The organism is Kitasatospora sp. NPDC002227 (assembly GCF_040296285.1).
In the GTDB taxonomy this organism is placed as follows: Bacteria; Actinomycetota; Actinomycetes; order Streptomycetales; family Streptomycetaceae; genus Kitasatospora.
Genome location: NZ_JBEOWY010000048.1, coordinates 24,309 through 46,241, shown reverse-complemented (window position 1 = coordinate 46,241; position 21,933 = coordinate 24,309). Strand labels below are relative to the sequence as shown.

Below are 21,933 nucleotides of genomic sequence, written 5' to 3'. Positions count from 1 at the left end.
GTGGTGGTTCGGGTTACTGCAACTTTGGCCGGATCCGCCTGCAAAATCGGACAGACCTGCCCGTTCTGCCTTGTCAGGCGCCCTTGACTTCCTATTTCCGAAGCATCCGGAACCTGATGAATGCTTGCCAGAATCACCGGACGGAACACATAGTTTCCCCGTCCTACCCAATTTTCTCCTGCGAAAGGAGGGCACAGTGGAGATCCTGTTCGCCGGTAATCCGGATTCGCGGAGTCGGGAGACCCCGGAGCGGATGAGTCTCACCGACCTGCTGATGGAGCAGGTGCACTGCTGTCCTGACGCCACGGCGGTCGAGTACGGCGACAAGAGCCTGACCTTCCGTGAGCTGGCCGAGCGGGCCACCGACCTGGCCGCCCGGCTGCGCGGCCTGGGGGTCGGCGCGGACGACTGCGTCGGCGTCTTCCTCGACCCCTCCCTCGACCTGCCGGTCGGGATCTGGGGGGTGCTCTTCTCCGGCGGTGCCTACCTTCCGCTCTCCCCGGACTACCCCGACGAGCGTCTGCGGTACATGGTCGAGCACTCCCGCGCCTCGGTGATCGTCACCGAGGACGCGCTGCGCGCCCGGCTGGCCGAACTGGCCCCGCCCGGCGTCAGCATCGTCACCCCCGCCGAGCAGGCCTCCCGTGGGGCCCTGGCCGCACCCCAGGCCCGGCCCCGGCCGGAGCACCTGGCCTACGTGATCTACACCTCGGGCTCCACCGGCCGCCCCAAGGGCGTGGCCGTCGAGCACCACAGCATCGTCCGTCAGATGCGCTGGCTCGGCCGGGCCTACGGCCTCGGGCCGGCCACCACCGTGCTGCAGAAGACGCCGATGAGCTTCGACGCCGCCCAGTGGGAGCTGCTCGCCCCCGCCCGGGGCGCGCGCACCGTGATCGGCGCCCCCGGCGTCTACCGCGACCCGGAGGGCCTGGTCGAGGCTGTCCAGCGGCACGGCGTGACGGCCCTGCAGTGCGTCCCGACCCTGCTGCGCGCCCTCCTGGACACCGACAGGCTGGCCGAGTGCGGCTCGCTCACCCAGGTGTTCTGCGGCGGCGAGGCGCTGCCGCGCCAACTGGCCGCGTGCTTCCTGGAGACGCTGCCCAAGGCCGAGCTGGTCAACCTGTACGGCCCCACCGAGTGCACCATCAACGCCTCGGCGCACACGGTCGACCCGGCGGAGGTGGCCGAGGGCCCGTTCGCCATCGCGATCGGCACCCCGGTGGACGGCACGGCGTACCACGTCCTGGACGAGCAGCTGCGGCCCGTCGCGCACGGCGAGGTCGGCGAGCTGTACATCAGCGGGGTGCAGGTGGCGCGGGGGTACCTGCACCGGGACGACCTGACGGCCGAGCGCTTCCTGCCCAACCCCTACTCCGAGGACCCGGCGCACGACCGCCTCTACCGCACCGGCGACCTGGCGAGCTGGAACGCCGACGGCAGCGCCCAGTTCGCCGGCCGGGTGGACCGGCAGGTCAAGCTGCGGGGTTACCGGGTCGAGCTGGACGAGATCCGGCTGGCGATCGAGGCCCACGACTGGGTGAAGAACGCCGCCGTGGTGGTCCGGGACGACCCGGCCACCGGGTACCAGAACGTCATCGCCTGCGTGGAACTCAGCCCGCGCGAGGCCGCGTTGATGGACCAGGGCAACCACGGCTCGCACCACGTCTCCAAGGCCAGCCGCCTGCAGGTGCGCGCCCAGCTGGCCGGTGGCGGCTGCCGCGAGGAGGGCGAGCTGGCCGGGCGCCCCTCGCTCGACCTGCCCGGCGCCGATCCCACCGAGGAGCAGCGCCGCCGCGCCTTCGCCCGCAAGACCTACCGCTTCTACGAGGGCGGCGACGTCACCGAGGCCGATCTGCTCGCCCTGCTGGCCCGCCGCACCGCCGGCGCCGCCGCCCGCCGCCCCGCCGAGCTCACGCTGCCCGAACTCGGCGAACTGCTGCGGTACTTCGGCCCGTACCCGAGCCAGGAGCGGCTGCTGCCGAAGTACGCCTACGCCTCGCCCGGCTCGCTCTACGCCGCCCAGCTCTACCTGGAGACCGATGGCGTGGCGGGCCTGGCCCCCGGCTTCTACTACCACCATCCGGTCGAGCACCGCCTGGTCCTGGTCGGCCCCCGCGCGGGCGGCGAGGAGGGGCTGCTGCGGTTCCACTTCCTCGGCAAGCGCCGGGCGATCGAGCCGGTCTACCGCAACAACGTCCAGGAGGTCCTGGAGATCGAGGCCGGCCACATGGTCGGCCTGCTCGAGGAGATCCTCCCGGCCCACGGCCTGGACGTCCGGGCGAGCGAGCACCGGCCGTCCGCCATGGACTCGTTGGACTGCGCGGCGGAGGACTACTACCTCGGCGCCTTCGAGCTGGTGCCGTGGAGCGCCGAGCGCCCCGGACTGCCGGCCGACCTCTACGTCCAGGCCCACCCGGGCGGCGTCACCGGCCTGCCCGCCGGGCAGTACCGGTACACCGGCGGCGGGCTGCAGCGGATCGGCGAGGAGCTGGTGCTCAAGCGGCACGTCATCGCCATCAACCAGCAGGTGTACGAGCGGGCCGGCTTCGGCATCACCGTGGTCGGCCGCACCGACCAGCCGTGGCGGGCCTACCTCGACCTCGGCCGGGCCCAGCAGCGGCTGATGATGAACGACACCGGCCTCGGCTTCATGGCCTCCGGCTACAGCTCCAAGACCGGCAACGACCTGCCCGCCGCCCAGCGGATGGCCGGCGTGCTGGCCGAGCGCGGGCTGCCGACCGGGCCGATGTACTTCTTCGTCGGCGGCGCCGTCAGCGCCGAGCAGCAGGCCCACCAGGGCATGCACGAGGACACCGTGCACATGCAGGGCCCGGCCGAGATGATCAAGGTGGACCTGGTCAACCTGCTGCCGGACTACATGGTGCCCAACCGCGTCGTGGTGATGGACCGGCTGCCGCTCACGGCCAACGGCAAGGTCGACCTCAAGGCCCTGGAGGCCGCTCCCGAGACGGAGGTCTCGGCGGCCGACCGGCCCTACCTCGCCCCGCGCACCACCACCGAGCGCCGCATCCGCGACCTGTGGAAGCAGGCGATGAAGCGCGAGACCGCCTCGGTGCGGGACGACTTCTTCGAGTGCGGCGGCAACTCGCTGATCGCGGTCAGCCTGGTCAACCGGATCAACCGGGAGTTCGGCAGCGCGCTGCCGCTCCAGGTGGTGTTCGATGCGCCGACCATCGAGGAGCTCGCCAAGCAGGTGGACGGCGAGCGCGGCGAGGCGGCCTCCCGGATGGTGCCGCTGCGCGCCGAGGGCTCCGGCCGCCCGCTGTTCTGCTGGCCGGGCCTGGGCGGCTACCCGATGAACCTGCGCCTGCTGGCCGGCAAGCTGGAGGAGGACCGCCCCTTCTACGGCGTTCAGGCGCACGGCATCAACGAAGGGGAGCAGCCCTACCTCACCATCGCCGAGATGGCCGCCGCCGACATCGCCGTGCTGCGCGAGATCCAGCCCGAGGGCCCCTACACCCTGTGGGGGTACTCCTTCGGCGCCCGGGTCGCCTTCGAGGCAGCCCACCAGCTGGAGCAGGCGGGCCAGCAGGTCGAGCAGCTCTTCCTGATCGCCCCCGGCTCACCCAAGCTGAGCTCCGGTGACAGCGGTACGGAGCGCCGGGACGACTCGGTCTTCACCGACCCGGCCTTCGTCACCATCCTGTTCTCGGTCTTCGGCGGCAGCGTCACCTGCCCCAAGCTGGCGGACTGCCTGGCGGCCACCAAGGACGAGGCGAGCTTCACCGAGCACATGGTCGGCTCCTTCGAGGGCCTGGAGCCGGAGCTGGTCTCCCGGATCATCAACGTCGTCCGGCAGACCTACGAGTTCACCTACCGCTTCACCGAGCTGCAGTCCCGCACGGTGCAGGCCCCGGTGACGGTGCTCAAGGCCCAGGGCGACGACTACTCCTTCATCGAGGGCGCCACCGGCTACTCCGCCCTGGCACCGACCGTGGTCGACCTGGAGGCCGACCACTACGCCATCCTGCGTGACCCGGGCATCAACGCCCTGGTCAAGAGCATCCGCCAGTGCCTGGCCGCCGCCCGCGGCTGACACCCACTCAGACAAGGACCGTCCCGTGCCCCACGTGAGCATCAAGCACTTCCCCGTCGAGGTCACCGAGGAGCAGTCGGCCCGCCTGGTCGCCGCGATCACCGCCGCCGTGACCGAGAACCTCGGCTGTGAGGAGGGCGTCATCTCCATCGCCCTGGAGCCCGTCGACCCCGCCGACTGGCAGGACCAGGTCTACACCCCGGAGATCACCGACCGCCGCCACCTGCTGCGCAAGCTGCCCAACTACTGAGTCCCAGGGCGGGGTGGTGACCACCCCGCCCTGATCCGTTCAGCCGGTTACGGGCACCAGCTGCCCGTACGCGAGCAGCGGGCCGTCCTCGTCAAGCGGGGCGACGGCGGCCACGTACCCGTCCGGGCGGACCATGATCCGCCCGCCGTGCGGCAGCCCGTACCGCTCGGCGGCCGCACCGGTTGGGTCGGCGACCACGGCGTGGTAGCCCTCGACGGGCCGCCCGTCGGTGTTCACCAGGACCTGCCGGGCGCCGGTGGCGGCCGGCGCCGCCGCGCCGCCCGGCGCGACGGTCAGCAGCACGTGCCCCGTCCCCTCGGCCAGGGTGGCGCTCAACTCGGCCGAGGCATAGGGCAGATGGTCGCCGCCGGTGAGCCGACGGCGACCGGGGGAGGGGACCACCAGCGGGCTGCCCCGGTAGGCGAGGGCGGTCTCCTCCGTCCGGTCGGCCATCGCGTGGCGCACCGGCGCGAGCGCGGTCAGAGCGTGCAGCGCGCCGTTGCGCACCTTCTGCGCGACCGGGTTGGTCAGGGTGGCGACCTTGGTGAGCGCGGTGGTGAAGCGGATCACCTGCTCGCCGACCGGGTGGCGCTCGGCGTGGTAGCTCGTCAGCAGGCCGGAGTCGGGTGCCAGGCCCGCGCGGGCGGCGAGGGCGAGCTTCCAGCCCAGGTTGAAGGCGTCCTGGATCCCGGTGTTCATGCCCTGGCCGCCCGCCGGGCTGTGCACGTGGGCGGCGTCCCCTGCCAGGAAGACCCGGCCCACCCGGTACTGCGGCACCTGGGCGTGCCGGACTTCGAAGGTGGTCAGCCAGTGCGAACCGGTGATGCGCAGCCGCCCGCACCGCGCGTCGGCGACTTGCTGCAGCCACTCCTGACTGGCGGTCGCCTGCTCCTCCCGGTCGATCTGGGCGATCAGCCGCAGCCGTTGACCGGCCATCGGGAAGACCAGCAGCGGGCCGTCGTGCGGCGAGAAGAAGGTGTACATGGTGTGCGGGTCGAAGTCGTGGGTCGCCGCGACGTCGCCCATCAGGAACTTCTCGCCCTTGAACGACCCCTCCAGCTTGCTGCCGATCAGGTGCCGGACGTCGCTGTGACCGCCGTCGGCCCCGACCAGCCAGGCGGCCCCGGCCGTCTCCTCGCGCCCGTCCGGGTGCTGAAGCCGGGCCCGGACGCCGGCTTCGTCCTGCTCCAGCCCGGTGAGCGTGACACCGCGCTCGACGGTGACGCCGTGCCGGGCCAGCGCGGCGGTGAGGATGCGCTCGGTGTCGGTCTGGGCGATGGTCACCGAGTACGGGTACGGGCTGTCCACCAGCGCGAGCTCGATCCGCCCGGCGGTCCGGCCGCCGCTGTGCAGCTCCATCGCATCGGTGCACACACCCGCCGTGATGATCTCCTCGACCACCCCGACCCGCTCCAGCATCTCCAGGCTGCGAGCGTGCACCAGGATCGCGCGCGACTGGTCGGTCGGCTCCGCGAGCCGGTCGACGACCCGCACGGGCACCCCCCGTCGGGCTAACTCTCCCGCGACGGTGAGTCCGACGGGTCCGGCGCCTATGACGATGATCGGTTCTCTCACCAATGGTCCTTCGGTAGACGTTCGGGCCGCACCGTCAAGTGCGGTCGGCGGGCAGCATATCCGCTTCAGGTTGCCCACGAACGAACGGGGGGCGGTGATCTGACGGTCCGGCGGCGCCGGGCAGCAGGGCGGCGGGCAGCAGCCCGAGCCCGGCAAGGGCGGCGGTGGCGAGCAGCGGTGCCCGGACCCCGCCGCCGAGCAGCGAGGCGCTGGAGGCGAGCGCGATGCCGAGGGTGGGGCCGATGTTCATCGCGGTCTGCTTGAGCCCGCCCACCACGCCCGCGTAGCCGGGAGGCGCCTCGGCGACCACGGCGCCGGTGGCTGTCACATGACGGCGGCGAACCCTGCGCCCAGCAGCGCGAACACCGCCCCGACGGCGAGCGGTCCGCCCGCCGGGCCGACTGCGGCCAGGCCTGCCACGCCCGTCGTGACCAGCACGGACCCGGTGCAGGCGGTCCGCCGTGGCCCGTGCCGGCGCAGCGCCACGGCCGCCAACGGCGAGCCGAGCACCATCAGCGCGGTGAGCGGCAGCACCTGGAGGCCGGCGGCGAGCGGCCCGAGGCCCCGCACGCTCTGGAGCAGGAAGGTGCCGAGGAAGAGCGCGCCGAACATGCCGCCGCCGGTGACCAGCAGCAGCGCCGTCGCGGCGAGCACCGGACGGGAGCGGGCCACCGCGCGGGGCACCACCGGGTGGCCCGTCCGCCGCTGGTGCACCACCAGAGCGGCCGCCCCGGCGGCGAACGCCGGCACCGAGAGGGCGGACCAGCCGTGGGCCGGCCCGCTCACCAAGGCGTGCACCAGCGCGGCCAGGGTGCCCGCCAGCAGCACCGGCCCGGCGAACCCGAGCCGGCCGGTGCCGCGGGGTGAGGGCACCCGCACCGCCAGGGTGAGCAGCGCCAGCACCAGCACCACCGGTACGTTCACCAGGAACACCGCCCGCCAGCCGAAGCCGGCCACCAGCAGGCCGCCGAGCAGCGGCCCGGCCCCCGCCGCGAGCGCGATCCCGGCGGTGCGGACCGCCACCGCCCGTCCGACGTCCGGATAGGCGAGCCGCAGCAGGGCCAGCGTGGCGGGCTGCAGCAGCGCGCCGAAAGCGCCCTGGGCGGCGCGCAGGCCGATCACCCAGCCGACCGAGGAGGCGAGCGCGATCCCGGCCGAGGCCGCGCCGAACCCGAGCAGACCGGCCGTCAGCAGCCGGGCGTGCCCGTACCGGTCGCCGAGCCGCCCGGCCGGTACCAGGAGCGAGGCGACCGCGAGCAGGTACGCCGTACTGGTCCACTGCACCTGCCCGACACTCGCGCCGAACTCCCGCAGCAGGGCCGGCTGGGCGGTGAGCAGCGCGGTGCCGTCCAGGGCCACCACCATCGCGCCGCCCGCGCTGACCATCAGCGGCAGCCGCCGACGCCACGTCACCGCGCAGACCCCAGGTGGGCGTCGAGCACCGTGCCGACCAGGGTGTCGAGCCCGGTCTCGGGACCGAGCACCAGCGGCAGGCTGTCCCAGGCCCAGAGCTGGGCCAGGCCGTGCAGCCCGGCCCAGAGCGCGGCGGCGGTCACCCGTGGCGCGGGGTCCGCGGCCCGGTGGGCGCCCACCAGTTCGGTCAGCAGCCCGAACAGCGGCAGTGTCGCGTCGCGCAGCCGCCCCTGCCCGCTCGCCGCCCCGGCCCCCGCCAGCAGCTCGTGGCGGAACATCAGCTCGAACATGCCACGGCACTCCACCGCGTACCCGACGTACACCCGCGCCAGCGCCGCCAGCCGTTCGCGGGGCGCCGCCGCCGCGTCGTCCGCCGCCGCGAACCGCGCGGCCAGTTCGCCGAAGCCGCGCCGGGCGATCGCGGAGAGCAGCGCGTGGTGGGTGGGGAAGTACCGCCGGGGCGCGCCGTGGGAGACGCCTGCCCGCCGGGCGATCTCGCGTAGCCCGAGGGCGCCGGGCCCCTCGGTCTTGACCAGCTCCACACCGACGTCGACCAGGCGCTCTTGCAGGGAGGGATCGGATTCCATGAGGACACTGTCTACCGGACATTCGTAGACACTGTCTACTCGCCTCCGTCCGGTGATTTCCCGTGCACGCCCGGTGACACCCAACTCCACGGTCAGTAGGGTCATTTGGGCATCAAAGCGACAGAGGGGAGAGCAAAGGTGGACCGCTGGCTGGTGACGGGGTGTTCCTCGGGGCTCGGCAAGGCGCTGGCCGCCGCCGTGGCGGAGGCGGGCGGGCAGGTGGTGGCGACGGCCCGCAAGACCGCCGCGCTGGACGAGCTGGTGCGGCGGTGGCCGGGCCGGATCAGACCGGTCGCGCTCGACGTCCGGGACGCCGAGCAGTGCGCGGAGGCCGTCCGGACCGCCGCCGAGCTGCTCGGCGGCATCGACGTGCTGGTCAACAACGCGGGCAACGGCGTGTTCGGCGCGGTCGAGGAGGTCTCGGACGCCGAACTGCGCGACCAGCTCGAGACCCTGGTGGTGGGCCCCTGGCGGCTGGCCCGGCTGGTCCTGCCGCTGATGCGCGCCCAGCGCGGCGGACACATCGTCAACGTGTCCTCGCTGGCCGGGCGGATGTCCTTCCCGGGCCTGGCCGCCTACGTCACCGGCAAGTACGCCCTGGAGGGCATGAGCCAGGCCCTCGCGGCGGAGGCCGCCCCGCAGGGCGTCAAGGTCACCGTGATGGAGCCGGCCGGGTACGCCACCCGCTACGGTACGGCGCTCGCCGAGTCGGCCGTCCGGCTGCCGGCCTACGCGGGCCTGCTCGACGAGGCGCTCGGCGCCTTCCGCACGATGGAGAGCATGCCGGGCCTCGGCCGTGCCGAGGACTTCGCCGCCTCCGTCCTCCACGTGGTACGCGCCGAGGGCCCGACCCCGCTACGGGTCCCGGTCGGCCCCGGCGCCTACGACTACCTGGCCGCGGCCGAGCAGGCGGCCCGGGAGGAGCTGGCCACAGCCCGCACCCTCACCGAGCCGGGGTCGTAGGCGCCCTGGGGCGTCTCAGTCTCAGGCGAACAGCTCCGCGCGGTCCTCGCCGAGGTGGGCCCGGAGGGTGTTCAGGGCACGCAGGCTCTGGGTCTTCACCACGGAGATGCTCACCCCCACCATCTCGGCGGTGGCCTCGATGCTGTGGTCCTCCCAGTACCGCAGCAGCACGATCGCCCGGTCCCTGGGGGAGAGCAGCGCCAGGGCGTCGACCAGGGTCAGCCGGATGTCGGCCGAGACCGACTCGTGCACGGTGTCCGGGATCCGGTCGGGGATCCGGTCGACGGCCACCTCGCCGCTGCTGCGCAGGCGCTTGTGGTCGAGCAGGCTGTTGAGCAGCACCTTGCGGGCGTAGCCGAACGGGTCGAGATCCCGGCGGGTGATCCGGGGCCAGGCCAGGTACATCTTGGTCAGCGTGGTCTGGGTGAGGTCCTGCGCCAGGTGCCAGTCGCGGCACATCAGGTAGGCGATCTGGCGCAGGCGGACCGCGCCGGCCTCCGCGAAGGCGGTGAACTCTTCTTCTCTGCGCACCAGTTGTTCCCCGATCGTGCGTGTCTTGAGATTCCGGAAAGCATGGGGGCCGCGGCCCCGGAGAGTCCGGGGCCGCGGCGGTGGCAGGTCAGTAGATCTGCGGGAGGGAGGGGAAGCGGGCGGCCGCGGCCGCCCCCTGGGCGGGCGTCATCATGTCGTGGAACGCGGGGTTCCCGGCCAGGTCGGCCGCCTGCTCCTCGGTCAGCGGCACCACGCCCGGCTTGTTGGCCTTGCCGTCCCAGGCCAGGCAGCTGGCCATCTGCACGGTGACGTCGGTGCCGTCGGCGTGCCGGACGGAGACCAGGGTGTTCTGGATGCAGTTGTCCGAGACGTGGTCGACCCGGACTTCCTGGCCGTACTTGTCCAGGCGGCAGCCGGTGTCCGCGGTGCACTTGCCGGTGGGGTTGGCGGTGCCGACGAAGATCCGCATCATGCCGAGGCCCTTGGCGGTGTGCACGTTGACCTGGGCGACCGGGGACTCCGTGCCGTACTGCCCGTGGGCCTCGGCGAAGTTGTTCGCGGCGTAGTCGCTGGTCGTGATGCCCGCCGGGAGCGCGTCGAGCACGGTCGCGAGCACGGCCGCGCCGCTGACGTGGACCTGGTCGCCGGACGGCGAGGCCGTCGGTGACGGGCTCGCGGTGGCGGTCGCGGCCTTCGGTGACGGGCTCGCGGTGGCGGTCGCGGCCGGCGTGCCACCGGCCGCCGCGCCCGCGAGCTCTCCCTTGCCGCCGGTGCCGTGCAGCTGACCGCCGAACAGCACCGCGACGGCGGTCAGGGCCAGCGCCGACCCGGCCACCTGGCCGACCGAGCGGACCCGGCGGGCCCGGCGGCCCTTCCGGGTGGCCTCCGCGACCAGGTCACCCAGGGGCGGCGGCGTCAGGGCGGACAGCTCGTCGCTCAGGTCTGAGCGGAAATCCTTCATGTCTGACTTACCTTCTGTCGTCACTTCGCACGCCGGCCATGCGGACCCGCTCGAACGCGGTTCTGACCTCTACACGGTTGTCAGGACGCGCGAGGTGACAGGCGGATGCGGCCGTTATCCGAACGTGACCGTTCCGTGTCCGCCCCGGGGCTCATGTCCCGTGGGGGCGGGTCGCGTCGAGGCCCCCGCGCGGTTGATGATGATCGACATGACCATCTCCCCCCACGGACCGCGCCACCTCGGCAACGACGCCCAGCTCTTCGCCCTGGCCCTGCTCAAGGCCCGCGCCGGGGCCGCCTCCCCCGAGGCGGCGACCGACCCCAGCGCGGAGCTGCTGAGCGCGTACGAGGAGCGGCTCGGCGAGCACGGCATGCGGCTGCTCGCCGTCCACCTGGCCGAACTCACCGTCGAACTGCTGGGCAGCGGTCCGGACACCGTCGCGCGCCTGGAGGCGCTGGAGATGGACCTGCTGACCCGCCAGCAGACCGGCTGACCCGCCTACGGCCGGATGTTGTGGTTGACGTGGAACAGGTTCTCCGGATCGTACGTCCGCTTCAGCTCCACCAGCCGGGTGTAGTTGTCCCGGTAGTTGTCGACGATCCGGCCCTGGTCGTCCCCGTCCATGAAGTTGACGTAGGCACCGGGCGCGGAGTGCGGGGCGAGCGCGTCGTAGTAGCCGCGCACCCAGGCGGTGTTGGCCTCGTTGTCGGCCGGGTCCGGCCAGACCCCGGCGATCACGGTGGCGAAGTTCGCGTCCCGGTAGGAGAAGGCCGTCGCCTCGGGGGCGACGCGGTGACAGGCGCCGTTGACCGGGTAGATGTGGCAGGTCGAGTTGACCACCGGCACCTTCGGGCCGTGCGCCGCGTGCGCGGCAATGGCGTCGTCGGTGAGCTCCACCGCGAACGTGCCCTTCCAGTACTGCTGCAGCCCGGGCGGCAGCAGCGCGTCGAACATGCCCTGCAGCGCCGGGTACGGCATCGGCGAGGTGAACTCGAACGCGACCGGGGCGGCGTCCCGGAACGGCTGGATCGCCCGCTCGCCCTGGTCCGGCGGCCCCGACCAGCAGGCCACCACGATGACGAAGGTGTCGCCGTGCCGGTCCTCGGGGATGAACGGCAGCGGTGGCGCGATCTGGAAGCCGGGGAAGGCCCCGAGCTGCTCGGGCGCCGTCGCGATGTACTCGCGGTAGTGCCGCAGCACCGCCTCGGTGTGCTCCAGCTCGTGGAAGAAGATCCCGACGTGGACCAGGTCGACCGGGCTGAGCCGGAACTCGAAGGAGGTCACCACCCCGAAGTTGCCCGAGCCGCCGCGCAGCGCCCAGAACAGGTCCGCGTACTCGTGCTCGCTCGCCACCAGCAGCCGGCCGTCGGCGGTGACCACGTCGGCCGAGAGCAGGTTGTCGCAGGTCAGACCGAGCCCCCGGGCCAGGTGCCCGAAGCCGCCGCCCAGGGTCAGCCCGCCCACCCCGGTCGTGGAGACCACCCCGCCGGTGACGGCCAGGCCGAAGGCGTGGGTCGCCGCGTCCAGGTCGGCGAGCGTGGCGCCGCCCTCCACCCGGGCGGTCCGCGTGGTCGGGTCCACCCGCACCCCGCGCATCGCGCCCAGGTCCGCCACCACGCCGCCGTCGCAGGTCCCGTACCCGGGCGCACTGTGCGACCCGCCGCGCACGGCGAGGTCGATCCCGTGCTCGCGCGCGTAACCCACCGTGGCCAGCACGTCGCCGGCGTTCACGCACCGCACGACGGCCGAGGGCCGACGGTCCACCATCCCGTTGTAGACCCGCCGGGCCTCGTCGTACCCCTGGTCCTCCGGTGTCACCACCGTGCCGTGCACCCGGCCCGCCAGGTCCTCGATCGTCGGTATTGCCATCACGTGCTCCCACCGTGCACAGCGGCCCCCTCGGCGCGGCCGGGAGCGCGGCACCACCGGGGCCGACAGCCCGGGCCACCCTGCCTCCACGCTACGCCCGGCCCGCACCGCGGGCAGCTCAGGCCTCGAACACACCCGCCGTGCCCGCGCGGGGACTTCCGCACAATCCTCACTCGATCGGGTGAGGAACTGTCATGGACCCGCCGTCAGATGACCGGCCGCCACTAGGAAGGAGCGCGATCAAGGACTACGGACAGGAGCGTGCGAATGTCGGCCACAGGATCGATCCTCACCCCCGGACCCGCCGCGCCCGACCGGCGGCTGCTGGTCAGCGTGTTCGGCCCGCAGGAGGCCAGGGAGGCCGTCGCGGGCGGCGCCAGGATCATCGACAGCGAGGATCCGCGCAGCGCCCTCGGCACCATCAAGCCACGCCGCATCATGGACATCGCCGACGCGGTGCTCGCGGCCCGGCGCCGCCTGCCGGTCCAGCTGAGCACCAACATCGGGGAGGACCAACTGCTCCACCGCCGGGCCGAGAACGGCCGGGCGGTCGCCAAGCCGGCCTACGAGCAGATCGGCAAGGCCGCCCAGGCCGCCCTCGGCGTCGCCTTCTCGATGGGCACCGAGGTCAACCCCGGCAACATCGTCAAGGTCGGCCTCGACGGCATGCGGGCGGACGAGGTCGCCGAGGTGCTCGGCGAGATCGTCGGCACGCTGCGCCGCAGCGGCGAGCTACGGCACACCAGGGTGATGTCCGTGCTGTTCGCCCAGGACCTCGACCTCTGGGACGCCCGTAAGGCGCTGCCCCAGGTCCGGCGGGCGCTGGTGGGCCTGCGCGAGTACTACCCCTGCGACGCGGGCACGGCCGGAGCCTTCGACCTGGCGGAGTACGCCGACGCGCTCACCGGCGAGGACGGCGAGCCGATGTTCGCCGACGGGTGCCCCGGCGAGGCGCTGCTGAAGGCCTGCGGTGCGCTCCCGGTCGACGCGTCCGGCACCCTGGTCGCGGTCAACGAGCCCTTCCCGCACAGCCGGTACGGTCTCACCGCCGCGCGCCGCACCGACCGCGCGGCGATCCGCAGCATGGTCGAGGCCAGTGCGGCGGCCGGCGCGGACGCCATCATGATCGACACCAGCATTCTGCTCAAGGTGGCCCGGATCGGGCTGATCTCCACCACCGGGAGCCCGGAGCTGGTGGACCTGGACCGGCACGACCTCGACCGCCACGGCCTGGCCCGGGTCGGCATCCTGTCGCTGGAGGAGATCCGGTACTTCACCGAGCTGTGCCACAGCCACGGGCTGGAGGCGAACCTGGCCGGCTCGGTGCAGAGCCACCAGGCCCAGCAGATCTGGCGCCTGGTGCCGGAGATCGACCAGCTCTCGGCCCGCGGCGGCGTGGTGGCCCTGACCCGGCACCCGGGCGGCGCGTCGGGTCGGGCCACCCGCCACGAGCGGATCGTCCGCCGCGCTTTGGTCGGCGGCCTGCTGCCGCCAGAGCAGGGCGGCTACCTGGTCCTGCCGTCCGGCGCGGCCGACTCGGCCGAGCTGCGCGAGGACGTCGAGACGCTGCTGAAGCGGCACCCGGAGCTGACCGCCCACCTCGCCGACCCGTACGGGCGGTTGACGCCACTCGGCCGGGTTTGACCGAAACGGGGGGTTACCAAGATCAGGCTGGGTCGTTGCTTCGGGTATGACCCTTGACCGCCCGGTTCTCGACCGAGTGTTTGAAGAATCGATTCTTCAGCAGGTTCCTATCTACGCAGCCCTCGCCACGCTCTGGTTCGAGAGCGGACGGACGGTACCCGGTTGGCGCGACCCGGAGTGGTCAAGACTGGTCGCGCCACCGCCGGCGGCCCCGGCGGCGACGGTCTGCCAGACGTACGGCCCGTGGGCCGCACCCACCGTCACCCCCGCCGTCGAGACCACTCCCAACGCACTCCCGGCCGGTGAGGACAGATGACCTACCACGACGTACCGCCCACCCCGCCGAGCCCGGTCGGGATCCCCGACTGCGCGGTGATCTTCCGCCTCCACGCCGTCACCTTCCCCGGCCTGAGCGTGCCCGTGCTCGCCTGCCTGCGCTACCACCGCGACGACCCGTACGCGGTCTACCTCGACAACCACGTCGACCTCGAGGACCCGGTCACCTGGGTCTTCGGCCGCGAGATCCTCGCCGCCGGCCTGGACGGCTGGTCCGGCACCGGCGACGTCTCGGTCTACCCCGAGGTCGGCGGCGGACTGCACTCCATCATGATCGCTCTCAGCGACGACGACGCCACCGCCCTGCTCAGAGCCCCCGCCCTGCTCGTCCGCGAGTTCCTCGCGGAGACCGAACAGGTCGTCCCGTTCGGCGCCGAGTCCCAGTGCCTCGACATGGACGCCCTGATCGCCCACCTCCTCGGCGAGGAGGACATCCCGCTCGCCTGACCGGAGCCGCCCCGTCCGGGCCGCCGCAGGGCGGCCCGACCGGGCGATGAACCCCGTCCAGCGCCTGCCGAACGCGGCGGACCGCGCCTGCTCCAACCCGCGGCCGCCGAGCCGGACGACCACCGAGGGCGCGCCGACCCGCGGTGATCCGCGGCTCCTTCACCGGATCTTCGCACCCGTGCCCGGCTGAGCCACGGCCGCCGGGGCAGACGCGTCGGACGACAGTGTCCGTGGCGCGGAGAGGGCGGGATGCCGGTTGGACAGGGTGCGGAACCGGGTGACCATGCGGCTGCACACGGGAGAGGGGGTGTGGCACGAACTGGACGTCGAGTGGCGCTACCGGCCCGACGACCCGTACGCCGTGCGGCTCGACTTCGGCCCGGCCACCACCGGGTGGCTGCTCTCCCGCGAGACCCTGGCCGCCGGCCTGCGCCGCCCGGCCGGCGACGGCGACGTCCACGTCGAACCGGCCGAGGACGGCAGCGTCCTGGTCGCCCTCATCGGCCGCACCGGAGCGGCCCTCCTGGCCGCGCCTGCCGCCGCCCTCGAGCGCTTCCTGGCCGAGACCGAGGGCCTGGTGCCGCAGGGCAGGGAGCCCTCCTGGATCGACTGGGAGGAGGGTGTTCGAGTCCTCCTGTCCGCCTGAGCATCCGGCCCCGAGGGGCCCGGGCACCTGCGCCCGCCCGGCCCACCCCGTCCCATGCCAGGGCCGGGTGGGGGATTGAGCCCGCGGAACCGGGACAGACGAGCGTACGGCCGACTTCCCGAGATCCCAGCGGAGGTTCCCGTGCAACTCTCCCGACTTCCCGGCGCCTACGACCGCCACTGGAGCTGGCAGTACCGCGGCAGCTGCCGGACCACCGGAGCGGACCTGTTCTTCCACCCATCCGGCGAGCGCGGGCCCGCCCACGACGAGCGCGACCAGGCCGCCAAGGCCGTCTGCCACCACTGCCCGGTGCGGGCCGAGTGCCTGCGCTACGCCCTCGCCGCCCGCGAGCCGTACGGCGTGTGGGGCGGCCTGACCGAGGACGAACGCTTCCGCCTGCTGGCCGCCCGCCGCCGCCGGCGCCAGCCGGCAGCCTGACCGCCGGTGCGCCGGGCCCGCCCAGGGCCCGCTCAGGCGCTCCCGGCGCCCGGGCCGCCGAGGTCGAACTCGGCCCAGACCGCCTTGCCGCTCCCGCTCTCCGCCGGCGTGAACCCCCAGCGGCTGGCCAGCAGCCCCACCGTGTACAGACCGTGGCCGCCCAGGCGCCCCGGCGCGTGCGGCCGCCGCGGCTGCGGCGCGGCGGCACTGGCGTCCAGGACCTCGACCCGCAGCAGCCGCGCGGTCGCCGCCAGCACCAGCTGGGCCGGCCCGCCCGCGTGCCGGCACGCGTTGGTGACCAGCTCCGAGACGACGAGCAGCACATCGTCGGCCCGCGCCCGCCGGTCCCGGTCCTCGGTCGGCAGCCAGCCCCAGTCGTGCAGCGCCTGCCGGGCATGGTCCCGGCACCGCCCCACGGTGCCGGGAGCACCGGTGAGAGCGAGCCGCCGGACCTGGCCCTGCGGGGGGAGCGAGAGCAGCACGGGCTGGTCGCCGACCTGCGGATCGCCCACTCTCATCAGTCCTCACTCCGAACTCTGACAGCTGGTGCAACGGGGGAGCGGTTCTTCACCGCCGCCGGGTCTTCTGCCCGCTGGAGGCGACCGGACACCCGACCCGGCCAGGTTCAGCGGGCGACGGCGGAGTCCAGGTCGGGGCAGATGGTGAACACGGCCTGGGCGCCGGTGATCTCGAGGACCCGCGCCACGGCCGGCTGCAGCTCGGCCAGTACCAGCGCCAGGCCCGCCTCCTCCGCCTCGCGCCGGGCGGTGAGTAGCGCGTTGAGCCCGCTCGAGTCGCAGAAGAACAGCCGCCGGCAGTCCAGCACCAGCCGGTCGGCGCCGGGCTGCGCCAGCGCGTGGGCCAGCCGCTCGTGCAGCAGGCCGACCCCGTCGTGGTCCAGCTCGCCGGCCGGCGAGACGACGACACTGCGGTCCTGGCACCGGACCTCCACCGTCAGGCGGTCGGCAGCGGGCCCGGTTCCCTCGACAGCACTCCTGGGCATGGCACTCCTCCGCACTGGGACATGGCGCGACGGCCAGTGTTCACGACGGCCCGGCGCCCAGTCCAGTGGCCGGGCGGCCCGCCCGCCCCGGCCGGACCAGGGCATGCGGGGGAAGCGTGCACAGACGGTGAGGATCCCGCGAGAGCGGTATTGGCCCGGCGGATCGAGGGCAACCGATCGCCTGTCACCAGTCCTGCGACCTGCACCGAGCCATCCGTCCAGCAAGCCACCGAAACCGAAGGAGCGGACATGCCGGCTGCCGTGTCCATAGGTTCGCCCACCACCCGCCTCCCCAGCGCGCCCGAGCGGCTGACCCACCTGGGGGACCTGACCAAGGTCTGCCCGGCCGACGCCCGCGAGCTCTCCAAGGTGCTCTTCGCCCGGCTGCACGCCGCGGACGAGGCGAGCGAGGAGTACTCCTACGTACGCGCCACCCTGATCGAGCTGAACGGGGCCCTGGTGCGCTTCTGCTCGGGGCGCTTCGCCCACCGCCACGAGCCGGCGGAGGACATCGTCCAGGTCGCGACGGTGGGCCTGATCAAGGCGATCGACCGGTTCGACCCCTCCTACGACGTCGAGTTCTCCACCTTCGCGATCCCGACCATCACCGGCGAGATCAAGCGGTTCTTCCGGGACACCGGCTGGATGGTCCACGTGCCCCGGCGGCTCCAGGAGCTGCGGATCCACCTCGCCAAGGCCTCGGACGAGCTGGAGCAGCAGCTCGACCGGTCGCCCACCAGCGCGGAACTGGCCGATCACCTCGAGCTGCCCGAGGAGGAGGTCCGGGAGGCGATGGTCGCCGCCGAGGCGCAGAGCGCCCACTCGCTGGACGCGCCCGCCACCGAGGGCGCGGGCCAGGGCAGCCCCGCCCTGGCGGCCAGGCTGGCCGTCGAGGAGTCGGCCTACGAGAAGGTCGTCGCGCTCGAGAGCCTGCGGCCGGTGATCGCCGAGCTGCCCGAGCGCGAGCGCCGCATCCTGTCGCTGCGCTTCTGCGACGACCTCACCCAGTCCGAGATCGGCCGGGAGCTGGGCATCTCCCAGATGCACGTCTCCCGGCTGCTCGCCCGCACCCTGGCCACGCTGCGCGAGGCGCTGTCGGCCTGATCAGGCCGCCGCGTCCGCCTGACCCTCCAGACCGCGGGAGGTGACCAGGTGGGCGGTGCCGTCGGTGAGCCGGTAGGCCAGGCCCACCACGGCGGCGCGGCCGGCGTCCACGGCCTCCGCCAGCGTGCGGGAGCGCTCGAGCAGCAGGTCCACGGTGTGCCTTATGTGCTCGTGGATGAAGTCGCTGTCCTCGGTGCGGCCGGCCGCCCGGGCGGCGAGCACGCTCGGGGTGACCCGCTCGATGACGTCCCGCACGTAGCCGACGGCGGTGGTGCCGTCCTCGACGGCGGCGCGGGTGGCGGCGACGGCGCCGCAGGCGTCGTGGCCGAGCACCACCACGAGCGGGCTGCCGAGCACGCTGATCCCGTACTCGATGCTGCCGAGCACCTCGGGGCCCATCACGTGCCCGGCGGTGCGGACGACGAACAGGTCGCCCAAGCCCCGGTCGAAGATGATCTCCGCCGCGAGGCGGGAGTCGGAACAGCCGAACAGCACGGCGAAGGGGCTCTGGATCGGAGCCGTCGCGGCGCGCCGGGCGGCGTCCTGGTTGGGGTGCTCGGGCGCGCCGTCGGTGAAGCGCAGGTTACCGGCCAGCAGGGTGTCCAGGGCCGCGCGGGGAGTCAGTCGATCAGCGTTCATGGGGCAAACCCTATGGCGAGCCACCCCCGGCCGTTACCCGGGGCCCACCCCAGTCTCCGCAGAGAGAGGAAAACGCGACCGTCGCCCCGTCCCGCCCACCGGAATCCCGTTGAGCCCGAGCACCCCCGTCCGGCACACTCCCGTCCTGGCGCCGTCACCGCGCGCCACGACGGCGGGAGGCAGCTTGTACGTGCGTTTCCAGGCGACGGCACCCAACCGGCGCGGGAGGTTCCCCGGTGTGTTCGCCCTGATGAACGGCCTTGCGGCCGACGGGCGCCTGACGCCGGAGCAGGAGTCCTTCCGCCGGTCGAGCTACGACTGGTACGACGCCAACCTCACGAACCCCTCGCACGTCGACCCCACGGTCTACGACCGGGACCGTCACCCCGGCGCCGAGGCGTGGTTCAAGGCCTCCGCCGAGGCCCACCTCGCCCAGGTGGCCGGCCACCTGGAGATCCTCGCGCTGCACGGTGTCGGCTGCGAGACCCGCCACTGCGCCGACCCGGGCACCGTCGTCTACGAGGACCAGCACCAGGTGGTCGTCCTCCCGCACCCGCCCGGCGCCCTCAGTCGGCCCAGACCCTGACGAGGCAGCGGCCGCCCCGGGGCGCCGGCGGGTCGGTGAACGCGGCCCGCCCGTGCAGCACCGTCCGGTTGTCCACCAGCAGCAGGTCCCCGCGCCCCAGCCGCACCCGCAGCGCGGTCCGCGGATCGGCCAGCACCGCGTCGAACGCGTCCAAGGCCGCCTCCTGGCCCACCGTCAGCGGCGCCCCGCACTCCCGCTGCCCCCGGGTGATCCAGTACCGGTTGTAGTGCACGTCGAGGCGCCCGCTGTGCCGCTCGAAGACGGGGTAGTCCCGCCGGAAGGCGGGCCCGTCCCCGAACCGGTACGGCAGGTACAGCGCGGACAGCTCCGCCGGCCTGGTCCGCAGCAGCGTGTTGTGCACGGTGTGCCCGCTGGCCAGCACCGACTCCCCGCCCGAGCCGGCCGGACGCACGCACAGCAGCCCCAGCAGCGCCGACGGCCGCGGCAGCATCCCCCGGTCGGTGTGCGGCGGCATCCGGGTCCGGTCCTGCGCCGTCACCAGGTTGTCCGCGGGCCGCCGCGGGTCCTCGGGGCGTACGTCGCCGAGCTGCGCCATGAACCGCCGGCACACCCCAGCGCACTCCTCGTCCGTCAGCCCTTCCAGGTCGAGCCCCCGCACCACCGCCACCCGCGGCCCCTCCCGCAGGGCCCGCGCGGCCCGCGCCACCGTCTCACCGCCCGCCCCGTCCCGCCCGCGCCCGGCCGGGACCAGCCAGTCCCGCTCCCGCAGCGTCGAGCCTCGCCACACCGACGGTCCCTGAACCACGACGGGTGCGTTCATCCGCGACCTCCCCGAACCTCCGCGAGCACGGCGAGGCTACGCGCCCGCCCCGCCCCGGTCACCGGCCTGGAGAAGCACACCCCGCGCCCGCCCGGCCCGAAACCGCCACCCTGCGCGCCCGGCGTACGCGGCCGTCAGGGAATGGCCGCCTCGCCGAGCAGCGGCCGCATCGCGCCCAGCGCGGCGCCGACGCAGACGTCCCGCAGTTCGGTGCGGGTGCAGGTCTCCTCGACCAGCCAGTCCACGACGAGCACCTGGACGAAGACCAGCCAGCTGCGCAGTACGGCCGAGAGAGCAGCCCGGGCGTTCTCGTCGGCGAGCGGGAGCGCGGCGAGCAGCCGGGCGCGCAGGGCGTCCAGCTCGCCCGTCACGATCGTCTGGATGACGGGATCGCCCGCCAGCGCGCGGTTCGCGGCGATCACGGCGTTGCGGTTGGCGACGAAGTAGTCGAGGTGCACGTCCATGCCCTGGACGAGCTGCTCGAGCAGGGAGTCGGCCGGGTCGAGACGGGTCTGCGCCAGCAGCCGGTCCGCCGCCTCCTGGTAGACGGCGGCGAACAGCGCCTGCTTGCTGGGGAAGTGACGGTAGAGCAGCGCCCGGGAGATCTCCGCCTGCCGCGCGACGTCCTCCATCAGGACGTCCTCGTAGGGGAGTTCGGCGAAGAGCCGGGCCCCGACGGAGAGGAGCTGGGCCCGGCGCCCGGCCAGGCTCAGGCGCTTGCGGGGTGGCGGCATCCCGACAGCCTACTTGACACGTGTCCACTTGCCGGGCCTACCCTGACATCAGGTCAAGTAGACATATGTCAACTTACTCGTCGTCGGACACCACAAGACCGGACGGTGAACCATGGCCAGAACCCTCCGCCTGCTCCTGCAGCTCATGGGCTGGTCCAGCGTGGCGATCGGCTTGCTCCATCTCATCCTCGGCAACGCCGCGATCCCCGGCGCCGCCCACGCCGGCACCACGGTCGACAGCTGGGGGCGCTTCATGGGCGCCACCTTCGTCGGCTACGGCCTGGCCTGGCTCTGGGCGGCCCGGCAACGGCCCGTCCCGGCCGGCGCCGTCCGGCTGCTCGCCGCGGTGTTCCTGCTCGGCGGCCTCGGCCGCCTGCTCTCGGTGGCCCTGCACGGCTGGCCGCACTGGTTCCAGATCGTGCTCACCGCACTCGAACTGGGCCTGCCGCCGGTCTACTTCTGGCTCGCCGACGCCGACGCCGACGCCGACGCCGACGAGCGCGCAGCCGGGCCGGCCCCGGCGCCAGGCCCCTGACCCCGGGGCGGGCCCGCGTGCGGGCCGGGGACGGGCAAGGTGTTACAAATCCCCCGTGGACCATCAACCCGAGCCGACGACCCTGCGCGTATTCGTGGCCCTCGCCCCGCCCGACGACGCGAAGGACGAGCTGGCCCGGGCCCTGCGGCCCGCCTACACGGCCCACCCGCACCTGCGCTGGAACCGCATCGAGGACTGGCACATCACCCTGGCCTTCCTCGGCGAACTCCCCGCCACCGCCGTGCCCCCACTACGCTCAGCCCTCGCCGCCCGGGCGGCGTCCTGGCCGGCCCTCACCCTGCGCCTGCACGGCGGCGGCCACTTCGACGAGCGCCTCCTGTGGAGCGGGATCGACGGCGACCTGGCGGGGCTGCACCAGCTCGCCGACGAGGTCCGAGAGCTGGTCCGGTCCTGCGACATCGACTACCGGGCCCGCCCGCTGCGCCCCCACCTCACCCTGGCCCGGTCCCGCCGCGACGACCTCACCAGCGTCCCCGAGACCGCCGCCGCCCTCACCGGCTTCGTCGGCCGCCCCTGGCAGACCGAACGCCTCCACCTCGTCGGGAGCAACATCGGCCGCGGCCCCGGCCCGATCCGCTACCGCGACATCGAGGCCTGGCCACTCGGCACCACCCGGTCGTAGGGCCCGCCTTCCGCGTCACGCCGGGCGGTCGCCGCCGGGCAGGAGGCGCTCGTCGACGGCTCCTCCTCAGTCGCCGATGCTCTCCAAGGACCTGCCCCCAGCCTTCGGCGGCGTCACCCGACGACGCCCGCCCGCGGCGCCGGCCGCTGATGTCACAGCCGACCTGATCCGGAAGGCGGGCCCTGCGCCCTGGGTGGCGGATTCCGGCCGAATTCACCGCCCACGCCCCG

22 protein-coding genes and 1 pseudogene are annotated in these 21,933 nt (G+C 73.5%); 12 read left to right on the top strand and 11 right to left on the bottom strand.

Features of this window, described 5'->3' with window-relative positions; translation table 11 throughout:
• Positions 1-253: 253 nt before the first annotated feature.
• Positions 254-4,057: a non-ribosomal peptide synthetase family protein gene (locus tag ABT095_RS30860; protein WP_350532850.1), complete on the top strand. Its 3,804-nt coding sequence runs from the start codon at positions 254-256 to the stop codon at positions 4,055-4,057.
• Between the two features lie 25 nt (positions 4,058-4,082).
• Complete coding sequence (locus ABT095_RS30855; RefSeq protein WP_350532849.1) at positions 4,083-4,307, top strand: tautomerase family protein; 225 nt, start codon at positions 4,083-4,085, stop codon at positions 4,305-4,307.
• A 39-nt stretch (positions 4,308-4,346) separates the two neighbouring features.
• Here the strand turns inward: ABT095_RS30855 and ABT095_RS30850 are convergent, their stop codons facing one another.
• The 3 genes and pseudogenes from ABT095_RS30850 to ABT095_RS30840 form a co-directional block, all read right to left on the bottom strand.
• The gene (locus tag ABT095_RS30850) at positions 4,347-5,882 is read right to left on the bottom strand and encodes an FAD-dependent monooxygenase (RefSeq protein WP_350532848.1); all 1,536 of its coding nucleotides are present in this window, start codon (positions 5,880-5,882) and stop codon (positions 4,347-4,349) included.
• Between the two features lie 34 nt (positions 5,883-5,916).
• A pseudogene (locus tag ABT095_RS30845) lies at positions 5,917-7,268 on the bottom strand (MFS transporter).
• Positions 7,269-7,291: 23 nt separating this feature from the next.
• Positions 7,292-7,882, bottom strand: coding sequence for a TetR/AcrR family transcriptional regulator (locus ABT095_RS30840; protein ID WP_350532847.1), 591 nt, complete (start codon positions 7,880-7,882; stop codon positions 7,292-7,294).
• 138 nt (positions 7,883-8,020) lie between these two features.
• Between ABT095_RS30840 and ABT095_RS30835 the strand changes: the two genes are divergently transcribed.
• A complete protein-coding gene (locus tag ABT095_RS30835; protein ID WP_350532846.1) occupies positions 8,021-8,845 on the top strand; it encodes an SDR family oxidoreductase in 825 nt (274 codons plus the stop codon).
• Positions 8,846-8,866: 21 nt separating this feature from the next.
• Here the strand turns inward: ABT095_RS30835 and ABT095_RS30830 are convergent, their stop codons facing one another.
• Together ABT095_RS30830 and ABT095_RS30825 are read right to left on the bottom strand one after the other, a co-directional pair.
• A complete protein-coding gene (locus ABT095_RS30830; RefSeq protein WP_350532845.1) occupies positions 8,867-9,376 on the bottom strand; it encodes a SigE family RNA polymerase sigma factor in 510 nt (169 codons plus the stop codon).
• 88 nt (positions 9,377-9,464) lie between these two features.
• A complete protein-coding gene (locus ABT095_RS30825) occupies positions 9,465-10,298 on the bottom strand; it encodes a hypothetical protein (protein ID WP_350532844.1) in 834 nt (277 codons plus the stop codon).
• Positions 10,299-10,506: 208 nt separating this feature from the next.
• Between ABT095_RS30825 and ABT095_RS30820 the strand changes: the two genes are divergently transcribed.
• Entirely contained in the window at positions 10,507-10,791 is a 285-nt protein-coding gene (locus ABT095_RS30820; RefSeq protein WP_350532843.1) for a hypothetical protein, read from the top strand.
• A 5-nt stretch (positions 10,792-10,796) separates the two neighbouring features.
• Here ABT095_RS30820 and ABT095_RS30815 read toward each other — a convergent pair whose 3' ends face one another.
• A complete protein-coding gene (locus tag ABT095_RS30815; protein WP_350532842.1) occupies positions 10,797-12,167 on the bottom strand; it encodes an FAD-binding oxidoreductase in 1,371 nt (456 codons plus the stop codon).
• A gap of 267 nt (positions 12,168-12,434) precedes the next feature.
• Between ABT095_RS30815 and ABT095_RS30810 the strand changes: the two genes are divergently transcribed.
• From ABT095_RS30810 to ABT095_RS30795, 4 genes are all read left to right on the top strand, one after another.
• A complete protein-coding gene (locus ABT095_RS30810; protein ID WP_350532841.1) occupies positions 12,435-13,811 on the top strand; it encodes a (5-formylfuran-3-yl)methyl phosphate synthase in 1,377 nt (458 codons plus the stop codon).
• 312 nt (positions 13,812-14,123) lie between these two features.
• Positions 14,124-14,594: an SsgA family sporulation/cell division regulator gene (locus ABT095_RS30805; protein ID WP_350532840.1), complete on the top strand. Its 471-nt coding sequence runs from the start codon at positions 14,124-14,126 to the stop codon at positions 14,592-14,594.
• A gap of 307 nt (positions 14,595-14,901) precedes the next feature.
• Complete coding sequence (locus ABT095_RS30800; RefSeq protein ID WP_350532839.1) at positions 14,902-15,240, top strand: SsgA family sporulation/cell division regulator; 339 nt, start codon at positions 14,902-14,904, stop codon at positions 15,238-15,240.
• 141 nt (positions 15,241-15,381) lie between these two features.
• Complete coding sequence (locus ABT095_RS30795; protein ID WP_350532838.1) at positions 15,382-15,678, top strand: WhiB family transcriptional regulator; 297 nt, start codon at positions 15,382-15,384, stop codon at positions 15,676-15,678.
• Between the two features lie 32 nt (positions 15,679-15,710).
• Here the strand turns inward: ABT095_RS30795 and ABT095_RS30790 are convergent, their stop codons facing one another.
• Both ABT095_RS30790 and ABT095_RS30785 read right to left on the bottom strand, forming a co-directional pair.
• Complete coding sequence (locus ABT095_RS30790; protein ID WP_350532837.1) at positions 15,711-16,190, bottom strand: ATP-binding protein; 480 nt, start codon at positions 16,188-16,190, stop codon at positions 15,711-15,713.
• Between the two features lie 113 nt (positions 16,191-16,303).
• Positions 16,304-16,681 carry an STAS domain-containing protein gene (locus tag ABT095_RS30785; RefSeq protein WP_350532836.1) on the bottom strand — a complete coding sequence of 126 codons (378 nt, stop codon included), beginning with the start codon at positions 16,679-16,681 and terminating at the stop codon, positions 16,304-16,306.
• A 249-nt stretch (positions 16,682-16,930) separates the two neighbouring features.
• Here ABT095_RS30785 and ABT095_RS30780 point away from each other — a divergent pair, with 249 nt between their 5' ends.
• Positions 16,931-17,785: an RNA polymerase sigma factor SigF gene (locus tag ABT095_RS30780; protein WP_350532835.1), complete on the top strand. Its 855-nt coding sequence runs from the start codon at positions 16,931-16,933 to the stop codon at positions 17,783-17,785.
• Here ABT095_RS30780 and ABT095_RS30775 read toward each other — a convergent pair whose 3' ends face one another.
• Complete coding sequence (locus ABT095_RS30775; RefSeq protein WP_350532834.1) at positions 17,786-18,424, bottom strand: carbonic anhydrase; 639 nt, start codon at positions 18,422-18,424, stop codon at positions 17,786-17,788. It lies immediately after the preceding gene.
• A 238-nt stretch (positions 18,425-18,662) separates the two neighbouring features.
• Here ABT095_RS30775 and ABT095_RS30770 point away from each other — a divergent pair, with 238 nt between their 5' ends.
• Positions 18,663-19,010, top strand: coding sequence for a hypothetical protein (locus ABT095_RS30770; protein ID WP_350532833.1), 348 nt, complete (start codon positions 18,663-18,665; stop codon positions 19,008-19,010).
• Here the strand turns inward: ABT095_RS30770 and ABT095_RS30765 are convergent.
• Together ABT095_RS30765 and ABT095_RS30760 are read right to left on the bottom strand one after the other, a co-directional pair.
• Complete coding sequence (locus ABT095_RS30765; protein ID WP_350532832.1) at positions 18,991-19,791, bottom strand: TauD/TfdA family dioxygenase; 801 nt, start codon at positions 19,789-19,791, stop codon at positions 18,991-18,993. The two genes, ABT095_RS30770 and ABT095_RS30765, sit on opposite strands and share 20 nt — an antisense overlap.
• A 134-nt stretch (positions 19,792-19,925) precedes the next feature.
• On the bottom strand, positions 19,926-20,525 hold the full coding sequence (locus ABT095_RS30760; RefSeq protein WP_350532831.1) for a TetR/AcrR family transcriptional regulator: 600 nt from the start codon (positions 20,523-20,525) through the stop codon (positions 19,926-19,928).
• Between the two features lie 112 nt (positions 20,526-20,637).
• Between ABT095_RS30760 and ABT095_RS30755 the strand changes: the two genes are divergently transcribed.
• Together ABT095_RS30755 and thpR are read left to right on the top strand one after the other, a co-directional pair.
• Positions 20,638-21,060 (top strand): DUF4345 domain-containing protein, encoded by a 423-nt coding sequence (locus ABT095_RS30755; RefSeq protein ID WP_350532830.1) that lies wholly within the window; start codon positions 20,638-20,640, stop codon positions 21,058-21,060.
• 55 nt (positions 21,061-21,115) lie between these two features.
• On the top strand, positions 21,116-21,703 hold the full coding sequence (gene thpR / locus ABT095_RS30750; RefSeq protein ID WP_350532829.1) for an RNA 2',3'-cyclic phosphodiesterase: 588 nt from the start codon (positions 21,116-21,118) through the stop codon (positions 21,701-21,703).
• Positions 21,704-21,933: the final 230 nt, after the last annotated feature.

What these genes read in the sequence shown, in the direction of transcription:
- ABT095_RS30860 (WP_350532850.1), top strand. Translation starts at nt 254, where the DNA reads ATGAGTCTCACCGACCTGCTGATGGAGCAGGTGCACTGCTGTCCTGAC.
- ABT095_RS30840 (WP_350532847.1), bottom strand. Translation starts at nt 7,882, where the DNA reads ATGGAATCCGATCCCTCCCTGCAAGAGCGCCTGGTCGACGTCGGTGTG.
- ABT095_RS30825 (WP_350532844.1), bottom strand. Translation starts at nt 10,298, where the DNA reads ATGAAGGATTTCCGCTCAGACCTGAGCGACGAGCTGTCCGCCCTGACG.
- ABT095_RS30820 (WP_350532843.1), top strand. Translation starts at nt 10,507, where the DNA reads ATGACCATCTCCCCCCACGGACCGCGCCACCTCGGCAACGACGCCCAG.
- ABT095_RS30815 (WP_350532842.1), bottom strand. Translation starts at nt 12,167, where the DNA reads ATGGCAATACCGACGATCGAGGACCTGGCGGGCCGGGTGCACGGCACG.
- ABT095_RS30810 (WP_350532841.1), top strand. Translation starts at nt 12,435, where the DNA reads ATGTCGGCCACAGGATCGATCCTCACCCCCGGACCCGCCGCGCCCGAC.
- ABT095_RS30805 (WP_350532840.1), top strand. Translation starts at nt 14,124, where the DNA reads ATGACCTACCACGACGTACCGCCCACCCCGCCGAGCCCGGTCGGGATC.
- ABT095_RS30785 (WP_350532836.1), bottom strand. Translation starts at nt 16,681, where the DNA reads ATGCCCAGGAGTGCTGTCGAGGGAACCGGGCCCGCTGCCGACCGCCTG.
- ABT095_RS30780 (WP_350532835.1), top strand. Translation starts at nt 16,931, where the DNA reads ATGCCGGCTGCCGTGTCCATAGGTTCGCCCACCACCCGCCTCCCCAGC.
- ABT095_RS30775 (WP_350532834.1), bottom strand. Translation starts at nt 18,424, where the DNA reads ATGAACGCTGATCGACTGACTCCCCGCGCGGCCCTGGACACCCTGCTG.
- ABT095_RS30765 (WP_350532832.1), bottom strand. Translation starts at nt 19,791, where the DNA reads ATGAACGCACCCGTCGTGGTTCAGGGACCGTCGGTGTGGCGAGGCTCG.
- ABT095_RS30760 (WP_350532831.1), bottom strand. Translation starts at nt 20,525, where the DNA reads ATGCCGCCACCCCGCAAGCGCCTGAGCCTGGCCGGGCGCCGGGCCCAG.
- ABT095_RS30755 (WP_350532830.1), top strand. Translation starts at nt 20,638, where the DNA reads ATGGCCAGAACCCTCCGCCTGCTCCTGCAGCTCATGGGCTGGTCCAGC.